We start from the raw sequence: 16,402 nt of genomic DNA on the forward strand, positions 1-16,402 counted from the left end.
GGGCGGCTGCCGCCCGAAGCACTATGCTGGAACTGTCGCGCGATGCCGAAAACGCGCGGCGGACAACAAACGAGCTTTGCATGGGACCAGCGTAAGCGCTAAAGCGCTAACGCTGGTCGACCGCGAAGCATGGGACCAGCGTAAGTGCTAAAGCACTAACGCTGGTCGACAGGGGACAGGCTGTGAACACTGAACGGACGCTCGAGGGCGAATTCGATTACGTGATCGTCGGCGCAGGCACCGCGGGCTGCGTGCTCGCGAACCGTCTGACCGAAGATCCGGACGTCAGCGTGCTGCTGCTCGAAGCCGGCGGCAAGGACGACTATCACTGGATCCATATCCCGGTCGGCTACCTGTATTGCATCGGCAATCCGCGCACCGACTGGCTCTACAAGACGCAGCCGGAAGCGGGGCTGAACGGCCGCGCGCTGGCGTATCCGCGCGGCCGCGTGCTCGGGGGCTCGTCGTCGATCAACGGGATGATCTACATGCGCGGCCAGCGCGAGGACTACGACGGCTGGGCGCGCGACACGGGCGACGCGGGCTGGTCGTGGGACAGCGTGCTGCCGATCTTCAGGCGCAGCGAGGATCACCACGCGGGCGCGAGCGACGTGCATGGCGCGGGCGGCTGCTGGCGCGTCGAGAAACAGCGGCTGCGCTGGGAAATTCTCGAATCGTTCGCGCACGCGGCGCAGGAAACCGGCATCCCCGCGACCGACGATTTCAACGGCGGCGACAATGCCGGCGTCGGCTATTTCGAGGTGAACCAGAAGCGCGGCGTGCGCTGGAGCGCGTCGAAGGCGTTCCTGCGCCCGGCGATGTCGCGGCCGAACCTGACCGTGATCACCGGCGCGCAGGCGCAGCGCGTGATCTTCGACGGGCGGCGCGCGACCGGCGTCGAATATCGCGGCGACGGCACGGCGTTCGTCGCGCGGGCGCGCGCCGAAGTGCTGCTGACGTCGGGCGCCGTCAATTCGCCGCAACTGCTCGAGCTGTCCGGCATCGGCGACGGCCGGCGGCTGCAGGCGTTCGGCATCGACGTCGTGCAGGACCTGCGCGGCGTCGGCGAAAACCTGCAGGATCACCTGCAGCTGCGCATGGCGTTTCGCGTCGAGGGCGTGCGCACGCTCAACACGCTGGCCGCGCACTGGTGGGGCAAGCTCGCGATCGGCGCCGAATACGCGCTGCTGCAGCGCGGGCCGATGTCGATGGCACCGTCGCAGCTCGGCGCGTTCGCGAAATCCGATCCGGACGACCCGACGCTCACGCGGCCCGATCTCGAATACCACGTGCAGCCGCTGTCGCTCGAGCGCTTCGGCGAGCCGCTGCACAGCTTCAATGCGTTTACCGCATCGGTCTGCCACCTGCGGCCGACGTCGCGCGGCAGCATCCACATCGCGAGCGCCGATCCGGGGGCGGCGCCCGCGATCGCGCCGAACTATCTGTCGACCGACCACGATCGCCACGTCGCCGCGAACGCGCTGCGGCTGACGCGCCGGATCGCGTCCGCGCCGGCGCTCGCGCGATACCGCCCCGAAGAAATCCTGCCGGGCCCGCGCTATCGGACCGAGGCGGAACTGATCGAAGCGGCCGGCGCGGTCGGCACGACGATCTTTCATCCGGTCGGCACCTGCCGGATGGGGCGCGCGGACGACGACGGCGCCGTGGTCGACAGCCGGCTGCGCGTGCGCGGCGTCGCCGGGCTGCGGGTGGTCGACGCGTCGGTGATGCCGTCCATCACGTCGGGCAACACCAACTCGCCGACGCTGATGATCGCGGAGCGCGCGAGCGACATGATCCGCGCGGACCGGCGCGCATCGCGCGACGCGGCGCTGGTGGGGCGCGATGCGGCCGTATCTGCCGCATGAGTGCCGCATGATCGTCAAGACAGCGGAACGACAGGCGGGCGCCAGGTAGTTCGCCATGCATATCAAGCCGGCGCCCGCCGATTATTTCGGTTAGGAAAATATTCGCTGATGTGCCGCACGTGAGCGTGACGGATTTTTGTTGCGTAATCATGCGCAAATCGAATGCGACTTTCGGCGCAAGCGCGTGTGCGCGCAGCTGCGCAGCCGCGTGCGCACACGTGACGCAATCGGCATGCCGGTCAAAAATATTCCATAAAACGCGGTTCCGATCCGTCCGATATGGCGGCCAGCCCTATAAGTGCAAATCCCGATGAATGCACTGCACCAACGGCGCGACAATGTTGCGCAGTGTGAATACGCGTCGGCGCGGGAGACCACCCACGAGGCGTGAAGCAAAGCTCGGGGGCAGCCTTCTCATCCGCTGACATGTTTGCGGCCGTTTGCGCGAACCCTCCCGGTGCTTCGCCCGATTTCGTACGGAAGGGAACATGATTCTCGGCGACACGATTCTCGAAACACGCGGACTGACGAAGGAATTCAAGGGCTTCACCGCCGTGAACGGCGTCAACCTGCGCGTGCGCCGCGGGGCGATCCACGCATTGATCGGACCGAACGGCGCGGGCAAGACGACCTGCTTCAACCTCCTGACCAAATTCCTGACGCCGACGGCCGGCCAGATCGTCTTCAACGGCATCGACATCACCGACGAGCGGCCTGCGCAGGTCGCGCGGCGCGGCATCATCCGTTCGTTCCAGATCTCCGCGGTCTTCCCGCACCTGAGCGCGCTGCACAACGTGCGCCTCGGCCTGCAGCGCGCGCTCGGCACCGAATTCCATTTCTGGCGCAGCGAGCGGACGCTCAAGGCGCTCGACGACCGCGCGATGGACCTGCTCACGCAGGTCGGCCTCACCGATTTCGCGCACGTGCCGACCGTCGAGCTCGCGTATGGCCGCAAGCGCGCGCTCGAGATCGCGACGACGCTCGCGATGGAGCCGGAGCTGATGCTGCTCGACGAGCCCACGCAAGGGATGGGACACGAAGACGTCGACCGCGTGACCGCGCTGATCAAGAAGGTCGCGAGCGGGCGCACGATCCTGATGGTCGAGCACAACATGAACGTGATTGCCGGCATCTCCGACACGATCACCGTCCTGCAGCGCGGCGAGGTGCTTGCCGAGGGCTCGTATGCGGAGGTGTCGAAGAATCCGCTCGTCATCGAGGCGTACATGGGCAGCGCCGATGCAGCGCTCGCGGGGGCGCACGCATGAAGCGCAGCGAACGGGAGGAACGCGAATTGAGCGGCGTCGAAAGCGGCACGCCTGCGCTGGAGATCTCGGGCCTCGAAGCCTGGTACGGGGAATCCCACATATTGCACGGCGTCGACCTCACGGTGCACCGCGGCGAGGTCGTGACGCTGCTCGGCCGCAACGGCGCGGGCCGCACGACGACGCTGCGCGCGATCATGGGCCTGACGGGCCGCCGCAGCGGCTCGATCAAGGTGGCCGGCAACGAGACGATCGGCCTGGCGACGCACCGGATCGCGCATTACGGCGTCGGCTATTGCCCGGAGGAGCGCGGCATCTTCTCGAGCCTGTCGTGCGAGGAGAACCTGATGCTGCCGCCGCTGATCGGGCCGCGCGAGCACGCGATGTCGCTCGACGACATCTACGCGATGTTCCCGAACCTCGCATCGCGCCGGCAGAGCCAGGGCACGCGGCTGTCCGGCGGCGAGCAGCAGATGCTCGCGGTCGCGCGGATCCTGCGCACCGGCGCGAACCTGCTGCTGCTCGACGAGATTTCCGAAGGCCTTGCGCCCGTGATCGTGCAAACGCTCGCGAAGATGATCGTCGCGCTGAAGGCGCGCGGCTACACGATCGTGATGGTCGAACAGAATTTCCGCTTTGCCGCGCCGCTTGCCGACCGGTTCTACGTGATGGAGCACGGCCGGATCGTCGAGCATTTCGGCGCGCGCGAGCTCGCCAGCAAGATGCCGGTGCTGCACGACCTGCTCGGCGTCTGACCGTCTGACGCCCCCGCGCCGCTAGCCGTGGCGGCCGTCGAATAACCACAACGCATCAGAAGAACAGGAGACGTCAATGAAAATGAAGACCCTCGCACGCGCCTGTCTCGCGCTCGCGGCCGCCGCGTTCACCGCCGGCGCCGCGCAGGCCGCGGATACCGTGAAGATCGGTTTCATCACCGACATGTCGGGGCTTTATGCGGACATCGACGGGCAGGGCGGCCTCGAGGCGATCCGCATGGCGGTCGCGGACTTCGGCGGCAAGGTGCTCGGCAAGCCGATCGAGGTCGTGTACGCGGATCACCAGAACAAGGCGGACATCGCGGCGTCGAAGGCGCGCGAGTGGATGGATCGCGGCGGGCTCGACCTGCTCGTCGGCGGCACGAACTCGGGGACGGCGCTGGCGATGAACCAGGTCGCGGCGGAGAAGAAGAAGGTCTACATCAACATCGGCGCGGGCGCCGACACGCTGACCAACGAGCAGTGCACGCCGTACACGGTGCACTACGCGTACGACACGATGGCGCTCGCGAAGGGCACCGGCTCGGCGGTGGTGAAGCAGGGCGGCAAGTCGTGGTTCTTCCTGACCGCCGACTACGCGTTCGGCAAGGCGCTCGAGAAGAACACGTCGGACGTCGTGAAGGCGCACGGCGGGCAGGTGCTGGGCTACGTGCGCCATCCGCTGTCCGCGTCGGATTTTTCGTCGTTCCTGCTGCAGGCGCAGGCGTCGAAGGCGCAGATCCTCGGCCTCGCGAACGCGGGCGGCGACACGATCAACGCGATCAAGGCGGCGAAGGAGTTCGGCATCACGAAGACGATGAAGCTCGCCGCGCTGCTGATGTTCATCAACGACGTGCACAGCCTCGGCCTCGAGACGACCCAGGGGCTCGTGCTGACCGACAGCTGGTACTGGAACCGCGATGCGGCGTCGCGCCAGTGGGCGCAGCGCTACTTCGGCAAGATGAAGAAGATGCCGTCGAGCCTGCAGGCGGCCGACTATTCGTCGGTGACGACCTACCTGAAGGCGGTGCAGGCGGCCGGCACGACCGACTCCGACAAGGTGATGGCCGAGCTGAAGAAGGCGAAGGTCAACGACTTCTACGCGAAGGGATATATCCGCGCGGATGGCAGCATGATCCACGACATGTATCTGATGGAGGTGAAGAAGCCGTCCGAATCGAAGGAACCGTGGGATTACTACAAGGTGCTCGCGACGATTCCGGGCGATCAGGCGTTCACGACCAAGCAGGAGACGCGCTGCGCGTTGTGGAAGTAAGCGCGCGGCGGCGGCGGGCGGGGCAGGGCGGCGCGATCGCGCCTGTGCCCGGCGTCCCGCCGCCTGCGCGCGCGGCAGACCGGTTGCGCGCGCAACGAACCTCATTCTGACGGCGGAAGCGATGGAAATCTTTGGCATTCCGTTGCCGGCGATGCTGAGCCAGTTGTTGCTCGGGCTCGTCAACGGCTCGTTCTACGCGATCCTGAGCCTCGGGCTCGCGGTGATATTCGGGCTGCTCAACGTGATCAACTTCGCGCACGGCGCGCTGTTCATGCTGGGTGCGATGCTCGCATGGATGGGGCTGTCGTATTTCGGGCTGCCGTACTGGGCGATGCTCGTGATCGCGCCCGTGATCGTCGGCGCGTTCGGCGTCGTTATCGAGCGCTCGATGCTGCGCTGGCTGTACAAGCTCGACCACCTGTACGGGCTGCTGCTGACGTTCGGCCTGACGCTCGTCGTCGAGGGCGTGTTCCGCTCGATCTACGGCGCGTCCGGGCAGCCTTACGACGTGCCGTCGCAGCTCGCCGGCGCGACCAATCTCGGCTTCATGTTCCTGCCGAACTATCGCGCATGGGTCGTCGTCGCGTCGCTGGGGGTGTGCCTCGTGACCTGGTTCGTGATCGAGAAGACCCGGCTGGGCGCATACCTGCGCGCGGGCACCGAGAATCCGAAGCTCGTCGAGGCGTTCGGGGTGAACGTGCCGATGATGATCACGCTCACCTACGGCTTCGGCGTCGCGCTCGCCGCGTTCGCGGGCGTGCTGGCCGCGCCGGTGATCCAGGTGTCGCCGCTGATGGGCCAGCCGATGATCATCACCGTATTCGCGGTGGTCGTGATCGGCGGGATGGGCTCGATCCTCGGCTCGATCCTCACCGGCCTGATGCTCGGCGTGATCGAGGGCTTCACGCGGGTGTTCTATCCGGAGGCGTCGGCGACGGTCGTGTTCGTGATCATGGCGATCGTGCTGCTGATCCGTCCGGCAGGCCTCTTCGGCAAGGAAAGATGATGCAGAGAAAAGTGCTCTACGGCGTGCTGCTTGCCGCACTGCTCGTCGCGCCGTTCGCCGGCGCGTATCCGGTGTTCGTGATGAAGGTGCTCGCGTTCGCGCTGTTCGCGGCCGCGTTCAACCTGCTGATCGGCTATACGGGGCTGCTGTCGTTCGGCCACGCGATGTTCCTCGCGACGTCGGGCTACCTGACGGGCTATACGCTGCAGACGCTCGGCTTCACGCCCGAGCTCGGCGTGCTCGCGGGCACCGCGGCTGCGACGCTGCTCGGCCTCGTGGTCGGCCTGTTCGCGATTCGCCGGCAGGGGATCTACTTCGCGATGATCACGCTCGCGTTTGCGCAGATGGTCTACTTCATCTACCTGCAGGCGCCGTTCACGCACGGCGAGGACGGCCTCCAGGGCGTGCCGCGCGGCCGGCTGTTCGGCGTGCTCGACCTGTCGTCGGACCTGGTGCTCTATTACGTCGTGCTCGCGATCATCGTCGCGGCCTGCGCGTTCATCGTGCGGATCGTCCATTCGCCGTTCGGCCAGGTGCTCGTCGCCATCAAGGAGAACGAGGCGCGCGCGGTCTCGCTCGGCTACGACACCGACCGCTTCAAGCTGCTCGCGTTCGTGCTGTCGGCCGGGCTCGCGGGGCTGGCCGGCTCGCTGAAGGTGCTCGTGCTCGGCTTCGAGACGCTCGGCGACGCGTACTGGACGATGTCGGGCCTCGTCGTGCTGATGACGCTCGTCGGCGGGATGGGCACGCTGTTCGGCCCGCTGCTCGGCGCGGCGCTGATCGTCATGCTCGAGGACCGGCTCGGCGACATCGGCGAATGGCTCGCGTCGCTGACCGGCATCGGCTGGTTCCACTCGCTCGGCGAATCGGCGACGATCGTGACCGGGGTGATCTTCATCGCGTGCGTGCTGGCGTTCCGGCGCGGCATCGTCGGCGAAATGATCGCGCGGTTCAAACCGCTGAGAGCATCGTGACGCGTTGATGCGAAGCACCATCGGGCACCGGTTCCGGACCGCGCCCAGACGCACTCCGGCCGGCGCTGCGCGGCAGACTGATGCCCCATTTTCGTGCGGCGATGCACCATAGGGGTAAATGCTAAGTTGCCGCAGTGTGAAAGGTCCTTTAATCTTCGTCTCAGTTCTGATGCACCGCGAAACGAATTTTGCAGGTGGAGAACGAGGAGACAATCGAGGCACAAAGTGCCCGGACCCAAAGCGCTGTTGGACGGAATCCAACAGCGCTTTTTCATTTGTGCGCGCAACTTTCCGCCGAGCGCGCAGCGGCCGGCTTCGCATGCTGTCATTTCATGCGTTCGGCGCGACTGCCTTCCTCTTCTGTTTTCCCGCCATACGACTGCTGCATGCGCTTCGGGCTTACCCGGTTAGCGCGCACAGCATGCGTCCGTTACACTCGCCTTTCGCCGACCGGGCGGTCGGGAATACAGTCGGCAGTTCTCCTACAAGCAGAATCCAGAAAACGGAGTGCGGTTTGATGAGAAGCGCAGCGCGGTGGAGCGAAGTCGGAGGGGCGGCAGGGGTCGCCAGACGCGTTCCTGCACGGTTGCAGGGGCTTGCCGCGACGCCGATCGAACCGGCCGATGCGCAGCCCGCCTGAGCGTCCGGTGCACGGCCGAATGACCGTCGCCGCGCGCCCGCGATGCACAAGCCGTGCATGGCGCAGGCATCACAGCAGACAGGGTCTGTTTCACGATCGATTTCAACCTGGTTATCCCCACGATAGACCGGCCCGGACGCATCGCGGGAAAACGAGCGTAGGCGCGGCCATGCGAGATAGTTAAATTATTAACTTGTTTGGGACCGGGCGCCGCCCGAGCGCCCCGAGGATTTTTCGAGCAGCGTTTGGAGACACGTCATGAAAATGAATCGATGGATGGAGGCCGTGCTCGCCGCGGGCCTCGTGTGCGCGGCGGCGACGGCGTCGGCGCAGGTGAAGATCGGCGTCACGCTGTCGGCGACCGGGCCGGCCGCGTCGCTCGGCATCCCGGAAAAGAACACGATCGCGCTGCTGCCGAAGGAAATCGCGGGCAAGAGCGTGCAGTACGTCGTGCTCGACGACGCGTCCGACACGAGCCGCGCGGTGCAGAACGTGCGCAAGCTGATCGACGAGGACCACGTCGACGCGATCATCGGCTCGTCGGTCACGCCGAACTCGCTCGCGATGCTCGATCCGGTCTCGCAGGCCAAGACCCCGGCGATCTCGCTCGCCGCGAGCGCGCAGATCATCGCGCCGATGGACGCGAAGCGCGCGTGGATGTTCAAGGTGCCGCAGAACGATCGCCTGATGGCCGACGCAATCGCGGGCTATATGGCGAAGCATGGCGTGAAGACGATCGGCTTCATCGGCTTCGCGGACGCGTACGGTGACAGCTGGTACAGCACGTTCAGCGCGGCGGCCGCGGCGAACGGCCTGAAGATCGTGTCGAACGAGCGCTACAACCGCACCGACGCATCGGTGATGGGGCAGGTGCTGAAGCTGACCAGCTCGAATCCCGATGCGGTGCTGATCGCCGGTTCCGGCACGCCGGCGGCATTGCCCGCGAAGACGCTGAAAGAGCGCGGCTACAAGGGCAAGGTGTACCAGACCCACGGCGTCGCGAACAACGACTTCCTGCGCGTGTGCGGGAAGGACTGCGAAGGCGAGATCCTGCCGGCCGGCCCGGTGCTCGTCACCGACCAGCTGCCCGATTCGAACCCGGTGAAGAAGCCGTCGCAGGCGTACAAGGCGGCTTACGAGAAGGCGTACGGCGCGGGATCGGTGTCGACGTTCGGCGGCCATGCGTGGGATGCCGGCCAACTGCTGCAACGGGCGATTCCCGAGGCGCTGAAGAAGGGCCAGCCGGGCACCGAGGCGTTCCGTGAAGCGTTGCGCGCGGCGCTCGAGAACGTAAAGGACCTGCCGGTGTCGCACGGCGTGATCAACATGACGCCGGCCGATCACAACGGCTTCGATACGCGGGCGCGCGTGATGGTGCAGATCGTCGACGGCAAGTGGAAGCTGCAGACCGACTGAGTTCCATGTGAAATAGGAGGGCGCGTGCGGGCGGTTGGCCGCCGTGCGCGCCTTCGGCTGGTGACCGTGCCTTGACGCTCATCCTGCCGCCCCCCGGAACGGCGATCCGCTCGATCCTGCGCACGCACCGCAGCGTGATGCGCGACGGCCGGCGGTCGCCGTGTTCCCGCAGCCTTCTCGACACACGAAACGTATGGATCTCTCGATTGCGGCGATCCTCGCGCAAGACGGCATCACGACCGGCGCCATCTATGCATTGCTGTCGCTGGCGCTCGTGCTGGTGTTTTCCGTCACGCGGGTGATCTTCATTCCCCAGGGCGAGTTCGTCGCCTACGGTGCGCTGACGCTCGCCGCGTTACAGGCGCAGAAATTTCCCGCCACCTGCTGGCTGCTGTTCGTGATGGGCATCGCGTGCTTCGTGCTCGAAATAGGCGGCCTGATCCGGCATCGCACGCGTCGTCATCAGCTCGGCCGCACGCTGACGACACTCGGCAGCCGCTACGTGCTGCTGCCGCTCGCGGTGTTCGCGCTCACGCGCAGCTACGCCGCGCAGCCGCTGCCGATGCTCGCGCAGATCGCGCTGACGCTCGCGATCGTGGTGCCGATGGGGCCGTTCGTCTACCGGCTCGTCTACCAGCCAGTGGCCGAGGCGACGACGCTGCTGCTGCTGATCGTATCGGTCGCGCTCCATTTCGCGATGGTGGGCCTCGGGCTCGTGATGTTCGGCGCGGAGGGCTCGCGGACCAACGCGTTCTCCGATGCAACGCTGTCGGTCGGCAGCCTGGCGATCTCGTTGCAGAGCGTGCTGGTGGTCGTCACGGCGTTCGTGCTGATCGCGGCGCTCTACGTGTACTTCGGCCGCACGATCGCCGGCAAGGCGCTGCGCGCGACGTCGGTGAACCGGCTCGGCGCACGGCTCGTCGGCATCGGCACGACGGAAGCGGGGCGGCTCGCATTCACGCTCGCGGCGGGGCTCGGCGTGCTGTCGGGCGTCCTCGTCGGGCCGTTGACGACGATCTACTACGACTCCGGCTTCCTGATCGGCCTGAAGGGCTTCGTCGGCGCGATCATCGGCGGGCTGGTCAGCTATCCGCTCGCCGCGGCCGGATCGCTGCTCGTCGGCGTGCTCGAATCGTATTCGTCGTTCTGGGCGAGTGCGTACAAGGAGGTGATCGTGTTCACGCTGATCATTCCGGTGCTGCTGTGGCGCAGCTTCGCGACGCCGCACGCGGAAGAGGACGAGGAGTGACGCGATGAAGAAGATCGTGCGCAACAAGGCGATCTGGCTGTTTCTCGTGGCGCTGTTCGCGCTGCCGGTGCTGCCCGGCGTGCTGCGGGTGCCCGAATACTGGATCACGCTGCTGAATTACATCGGCCTGTACGCGATCGTCGCGATCGGGCTCGTGCTGCTGACGGGTGTCGGTGGAATGACGAGTTTCGGGCAGGCGGCCTTCGTCGGCATCGGCGCGTATGCGACCGCGTACCTGACGACGCGCTACGGCGTGTCGCCGTGGCTCGGGCTGATCGCCGGCGTCGTGTTGACGGCGCTCGTCGCGCTCGTGCTGGGCGCGGTGACGATGCGGCTGTCCGGGCATTTCCTGCCGCTCGGCACGATCGCCTGGGGCCTCGCGCTGTTCTATCTGTTCGGCAACCTCGAACTGCTCGGCAAGTACGACGGGATCAACGGCATTCCGGCGCTGAACCTGTTCGGCGTCGTACTGGACAGCGGCCGCAGCCTGTATTTCCTGATCTGGGCGGTCGTGCTCGCGGCGATCGTGTCCGTGCAGAACCTGCTGAACAGCCGGCCGGGCCGCGCGATCCGCGCGCTGCACGGCGGCGGCGTGATGGCCGAGGCGATGGGCGTGAACACCGCGTGGATGCGCGTCGTGATCTTCGTCTACGCGGCGGTGCTCGCGGCCGTTTCCGGCTTCCTGTACGCGCACCTGCAGCGTGCGGTGAACCCGACGCCGTTCGGCCTGAACCACGGGATCGAATTCCTGTTCATGGCGGTGGTCGGCGGCGTCGCGCATGTGTGGGGCGCGGTGCTCGGCGCGGCGATCCTCACCGTGCTGCAGGACTACCTGCAGACGCTGCTGCCGAAGCTGCTCGGCTCGGAAGGCAACTTCGAGGTCATCGTATTCGGCGTGCTGATGGTGCTGTTGCTGCAGTACGCGCGGCAAGGCGTGTGGCCGTTCGTCGCGAGGCTGTTTCCACGTGGATCGCGTGCGCACGTGCCGCACGATGCCGAGCCTTTGCCGCAGCGCACCCGGCCGGCGACCGGCGAAACGCTGCTGGTCGTCGACACCGCGCGCAAGCAGTTCGGCGGGCTGGTGGCCGTCAACGACGTCAGCTTCGAGGTCAACGCGGGGCAGATCATCGGCCTGATCGGCCCGAACGGCGCCGGCAAGTCGACGACGTTCAATCTCGTGACGGGCGTGCTGCGGCCGACCAGCGGCGCGATCACGTTCCGCGGCGAGCGGATCGACGGCCTGACTTCGCGCGAGATCGTCCGGCGCGGCATCGGCCGCACGTTCCAGCATGTGAAGCTGCTGCCGGGGATGACGGTGCTCGAGAACGTCGCGCTCGGCGCGCATCTGCGCGGCACGACCGGCGTCTGGCGCAGCGTCGTGCGGCTCAACGCGCACGAGGAAGCGCAGTTGCTGGCCGAAGCGGCGCGCCAGATCCGCCGAGTGGGGCTCGACGCCCATATGTACGACGAAGCGGGGAGCCTCGCGCTCGGCCAGCAGCGGATCCTCGAGATTGCCCGCGCGCTTTGCTGCGACCCGACGCTGCTGCTGCTCGACGAGCCGGCCGCCGGGCTGCGCTACAAGGAGAAGCAGCAACTGGCGGACCTGTTGCGGCGGCTGAAGTCGGAAGGGATGAGCGTGCTGCTCGTCGAGCACGACATGGATTTCGTGATGAATCTCACCGATCGGCTGGTGGTGATGGAGTTCGGCACGCGGATCGCGGAGGGGCTGCCACAGGACGTGCAGCAGGATCCGGCAGTGCTCGAAGCGTATCTGGGCGGGGTGGAATGATGGCGGACACGATGCCGATTCTCGATGTGCACGGGCTCTCGGTCCGGTACGGCAAGGTGGAGGCGCTGCACGGCGCGGCGATCAAGGTCGGCGCGGGACAGATCGTCAGCGTGATCGGGCCCAATGGGGCCGGCAAATCGACGCTGCTGAACGCGATCATGGGCGCGTTGCCGGTTACCGGCCACGCGTCGGGCGTGGTCGTCTATCGCGGCACGGACGTCGGTGCGCTACCGGTCGAGCAGCGGGTGGCGCGCGGCATGTGCCTCGTACCGGAAAAGCGCGAGCTGTTCGGCACGATGTCTGTCGAGGACAACCTCGTGCTGGGCGCGTACCGGCGCAAGCAGGCCGGCGAAGCGAACTTCCTCGACCAGCTCGATCACGTGTTCGCGCTGTTTCCTCGGCTGAAGGAGCGGCGCAACCAGGCGGCCGGCACGCTGTCCGGCGGCGAGCGGCAGATGCTCGCAGTGGGGCGGGCGCTGATGGGCAAGCCCGACCTGCTGATGCTCGACGAGCCGAGCCTCGGACTCGCACCGCTGATCGTGAAGGAGATTTTTCATATCATCAGCGCGCTGCGCGGCACCGGTGTCGCGACGCTGCTGATCGAGCAGAACGCGCGGGCGGCGCTGCAGATCTCGGACTATGGCTACGTGCTCGAGACCGGCGAGTTCGCGCTGGAAGGGCAGGCGGCGGAACTGGCGCAGAATCCACAGGTGATCGAAACGTACCTCGGGTTGGCGAAGAAGACGGCCTGAACGACGTGTTCGGCGGGAAACGGACGGCGTGTTTCACGTGAAACACGCCGTTTTTGTTTGAGGGGCGGGTGCGTCGAGGCAGTTTTGCGGCCGGGGAGTGATCGTAGTCAGGGCGAAAGCTTCGAGGACACAGTGTGTGGATAAGTGCCAGGCAAGCAGCCCGAAATTCTGTGAGCCGGGGTGGGTGCAGCGGGTGCAGTGCCGCTGCGGGGCCGTCGCACTGGTGAGACTCGATCGTCTCGGTTCCCGAGCACATTTCCGCACAGTGCAACGGTATGCAGAACACGCTTGGGTGCGTCGCTAGAGCCTAGCCGGGGAGTGATTGCAGTCCGGGGCGAAAGCTCCGAGGACCACAGCATGGGGATAAGTACCAAGCAAGCAGCCCGAAATTCTGTGCGAGATGGAGCGGGTGCGGCGGGCGAAGTGCCGCCACCGGGCCTTCGCACTGGCGAGATTCGATCGTTTTCTGCTCCGCAAGCCCGCTTCCCGAGCGCATTTCTGCACAGTGCCAACGGTGTGCAGAGCGCACTTGGATTCGCCACTGGAGCCGGTCGGACGGCACAGATTTGCCGGTCGACCGGAAGAAAACCGGTGAAATGAACGGACCCTACCATTCGGACGGTCTTCGGGTGAAAAGCGAACCCGCTATAATTCGGCCCATACATTTCTCAGATAGGTTCGTGCGCAGTCCTGCGTGCGGAATCCACCATGCTTTTTCCCACAGAATTTGACGTCATCGTCGTCGGTGGCGGTCATGCCGGCACGGAAGCCGCGCTCGCGTCCGCCCGCATGGGCGTGAAGACGCTGCTGCTGACGCACAACATCGAAACGCTTGGGCAGATGAGCTGCAATCCGTCGATCGGCGGTATCGGCAAGGGGCATCTGGTCAAGGAAGTCGACGCGTTGGGCGGCGCCATGGCTGCCGCAACCGACGAGAGCGGTATCCAGTTCCGGATCCTCAATTCGTCGAAGGGGCCGGCTGTGCGTGCGACGCGCGCCCAGGCCGACCGCATCCTGTACAAGGCCGCGATTCGTCACCGCCTCGAGAACCAGCCCAATCTCTGGCTGTTCCAGCAGGCGGTCGACGACCTGATGGTCGAAGGGGACCGCGTGGTGGGGGCCGTGACGCAGATCGGTATCCGTTTCCGCGCCCGCGCGGTGGTGCTGACCGCCGGGACCTTCCTCGACGGCAAGATCCACGTCGGCCTGAACAACTACACGGGCGGCCGCGCCGGCGATCCGGCAGCCGTGACGCTGTCGTCGCGCCTGAAGGAGCTGAAGCTGCCGCAAGGCCGGCTGAAGACCGGTACGCCGCCGCGCATCGACGGCCGCACGATCGACTTTTCACAGCTGGATGAGCAGCCAGGTGATCTGGACCCGATTCCGGTGTTCTCGTTCCTGGGCCGTGCGGAGCAGCATCCGCAGCAGATGCCGTGCTGGGTCACGCATACGAACGAGCGCACGCACGACATCATCCGCGGCGGTCTCGATCGCTCGCCGATGTATACGGGCGTGATCGAAGGCGTCGGGCCGCGCTACTGCCCGTCGATCGAGGACAAGATTCATCGTTTCGCGTCCAAGGAATCGCATCAGATCTTCCTGGAGCCGGAAGGGCTGACGACCAACGAGTTCTACCCGAACGGGATCTCGACGAGCCTGCCGTTCGACGTCCAGCTCGAGCTCGTGCACTCGATGCGCGGCCTCGAACAGGCCCACATCCTGCGCCCGGGCTACGCGATCGAGTACGACTACTTCGATCCGCGCGCGCTGAAGGCGTCGCTCGAAACCAAGGCGATCAACGGGCTGTTCTTTGCAGGCCAGATCAATGGGACGACGGGCTACGAGGAAGCGGCGGCTCAAGGGCTGCTGGCCGGCGTCAACGCGGGCCTGTATGTGCAGGAGAAGGACGCATGGTGCCCGCGTCGCGATCAGGCTTATCTGGGCGTGCTGGTCGACGATCTGGTGACGCGCGGCGTCGCCGAGCCGTACCGGATGTTCACGAGCCGGGCCGAGTACCGGTTGAGCCTGCGCGAAGACAATGCGGACATGCGCCTGACCGAGATCGGCCGAGAACTGGGCCTGGTGGACGACGTGCGCTGGGATGCGTTCTGCCGGAAGCGCGACGCTGTTTCACGTGAAACCGAACGTCTGAAATCGACGTGGGTCACGCCGAAGACGCTGCCGGCCGACGAAGCCAATGCGCTGCTCGGCAAGGCGATCGATCATGAATACAGCCTCGCCGAACTGCTGCGCCGTCCGGGCATCAGCTACGACGGCGTGTGCGGCCTGAAGGGCGGTGAATGCGGCCCGGCGGAGCCGCTGGCCGACGATCCGGTGCTGCTCGAGCAGATCAAGGAGCAGGTCGAGATCGGCATCAAATATCAGGGCTATATCGAGCGTCAGGCGAGCGAGATCGAGCGCAACGACGCGAACGAAAACACCCGCTTGCCGGAAGGCATCGACTACCGCGAAGTACGCGGCCTGTCGTTCGAAGTGAGCCAGAAGCTGAATCAGTTCCGGCCGGAAACGATCGGCCAGGCGTCGCGCATCTCGGGTGTCACGCCGGCGGCGATTTCGCTGCTGATGGTGCACCTGAAGCGTCGCGGCCTGGGTCGTCGCAACGGCAATGCCGCCGACGCAGTGGAGCAGGGGGACGGCAGCGTCCCGACGCAACAATGACGGCGCGTCGCGCGCCGGCGGTTAATCGGGACGTACTGGAAAGAATGCTCGTCGACGGTGCAGCCACGCTCGACGTCGCGCTGACGGATGCCCAGCGGAACCAGCTGCTCGACTATGTCGCGCTGCTCGGGAAGTGGAACGCGGTCTATAACCTGACCGCGATTCGCGATCCGCAGCAGATGCTGATTCAGCACATTCTCGATTCGCTTTCGATCGTTCCTCATCTGCGTGGCCGCGCGTCAGCGCGTGTGCTCGACGTCGGGTCGGGCGGCGGGTTACCGGGCATCGTGCTCGCGATCGTGCTGCCGGCCTGGCAGATCACACTGAACGATATCGTTCACAAGAAGTCTGCATTCCAGACGCAAACCCGGGCCGAGCTGAAGCTCGCGAACCTGTCTGTCGTGACCGGGCGCGTGGAAACGCTGCAGCCGGGCATCGAAGTGCCGGAAAAATTCGACGTAATCGTATCGCGTGCTTTCGCGGATCTCTCCGACTTCGTTAAACTTGCTCGACATCTGGTCGCGCCGGGCGGATCGATCTGGGCGATGAAGGGCGTGCACCCGGACGACGAGATTGCACGGCTGCCCGATGGCAGCCACGTGAAGCAGACCATTCGGCTGGCGGTGCCGATGCTCGATGCCGAACGGCATCTGATCGAAGTCGCCGTCGGCGAGGCGAATTGACGGCGCGCTGTCGGCGCGCCGATTGTTTGAAGTTAGAAGGACACACCAAC

The 16,402-nt window shown here is 66.0% G+C and carries 12 protein-coding genes; all 12 read left to right on the plus strand.

The window, feature by feature from the left end:
- The first annotated feature begins 182 nt into the window (after positions 1–182).
- The 12 genes from B7P44_RS00450 (at position 183) to rsmG (ending at position 16,352) form a co-directional block, all read left to right on the plus strand.
- Positions 183–1,868 carry a GMC family oxidoreductase gene (locus B7P44_RS00450; RefSeq protein WP_084899463.1) on the plus strand — a complete coding sequence of 562 codons (1,686 nt, stop codon included), beginning with the start codon at positions 183–185 and terminating at the stop codon, positions 1,866–1,868.
- 488 nt (positions 1,869–2,356) lie between these two features.
- Positions 2,357–3,136 (plus strand): ABC transporter ATP-binding protein, encoded by a 780-nt coding sequence (locus tag B7P44_RS00455; protein ID WP_084899467.1) that lies wholly within the window; start codon positions 2,357–2,359, stop codon positions 3,134–3,136.
- The gene (locus B7P44_RS00460; RefSeq protein WP_084899470.1) at positions 3,133–3,888 is read left to right on the plus strand and encodes an ABC transporter ATP-binding protein; all 756 of its coding nucleotides are present in this window, start codon (positions 3,133–3,135) and stop codon (positions 3,886–3,888) included. The genes B7P44_RS00455 and B7P44_RS00460 overlap by 4 nt, the downstream gene beginning before the upstream one ends.
- A 76-nt stretch (positions 3,889–3,964) precedes the next feature.
- On the plus strand, positions 3,965–5,164 hold the full coding sequence (locus tag B7P44_RS00465; protein WP_084899473.1) for an ABC transporter substrate-binding protein: 1,200 nt from the start codon (positions 3,965–3,967) through the stop codon (positions 5,162–5,164).
- 121 nt (positions 5,165–5,285) lie between these two features.
- Positions 5,286–6,170 (plus strand): branched-chain amino acid ABC transporter permease, encoded by an 885-nt coding sequence (locus B7P44_RS00470; protein WP_084899476.1) that lies wholly within the window; start codon positions 5,286–5,288, stop codon positions 6,168–6,170.
- Entirely contained in the window at positions 6,170–7,144 is a 975-nt protein-coding gene (locus B7P44_RS00475; RefSeq protein WP_084906306.1) for a branched-chain amino acid ABC transporter permease, read from the plus strand. The genes B7P44_RS00470 and B7P44_RS00475 overlap by 1 nt, the downstream gene beginning before the upstream one ends.
- Before the next feature lie 898 nt (positions 7,145–8,042).
- Complete coding sequence (locus B7P44_RS00480; RefSeq protein WP_084899478.1) at positions 8,043–9,200, plus strand: ABC transporter substrate-binding protein; 1,158 nt, start codon at positions 8,043–8,045, stop codon at positions 9,198–9,200.
- A 193-nt stretch (positions 9,201–9,393) separates the two neighbouring features.
- On the plus strand, positions 9,394–10,449 hold the full coding sequence (locus B7P44_RS00485; RefSeq protein WP_084899481.1) for a branched-chain amino acid ABC transporter permease: 1,056 nt from the start codon (positions 9,394–9,396) through the stop codon (positions 10,447–10,449).
- A gap of 4 nt (positions 10,450–10,453) precedes the next feature.
- Complete coding sequence (locus B7P44_RS00490; RefSeq protein ID WP_084899484.1) at positions 10,454–12,238, plus strand: branched-chain amino acid ABC transporter ATP-binding protein/permease; 1,785 nt, start codon at positions 10,454–10,456, stop codon at positions 12,236–12,238.
- Positions 12,235–12,990, plus strand: a complete 756-nt coding sequence (locus tag B7P44_RS00495) for an ABC transporter ATP-binding protein (protein ID WP_084899486.1) — start codon at positions 12,235–12,237, stop codon at positions 12,988–12,990. The genes B7P44_RS00490 and B7P44_RS00495 overlap by 4 nt, the downstream gene beginning before the upstream one ends.
- Before the next feature lie 708 nt (positions 12,991–13,698).
- A complete protein-coding gene (gene mnmG / locus B7P44_RS00500) occupies positions 13,699–15,669 on the plus strand; it encodes a tRNA uridine-5-carboxymethylaminomethyl(34) synthesis enzyme MnmG (RefSeq protein ID WP_084899489.1) in 1,971 nt (656 codons plus the stop codon).
- Complete coding sequence (gene rsmG / locus B7P44_RS00505) at positions 15,666–16,352, plus strand: 16S rRNA (guanine(527)-N(7))-methyltransferase RsmG (protein ID WP_084899491.1); 687 nt, start codon at positions 15,666–15,668, stop codon at positions 16,350–16,352. The genes mnmG and rsmG overlap by 4 nt, the downstream gene beginning before the upstream one ends.
- Positions 16,353–16,402 lie beyond the last annotated feature (50 nt).

Origin of the sequence: Burkholderia ubonensis subsp. mesacidophila (assembly GCF_002097715.1) — a bacterium.
GTDB lineage: Bacteria > Pseudomonadota > Gammaproteobacteria > Burkholderiales > Burkholderiaceae > Burkholderia > Burkholderia mesacidophila.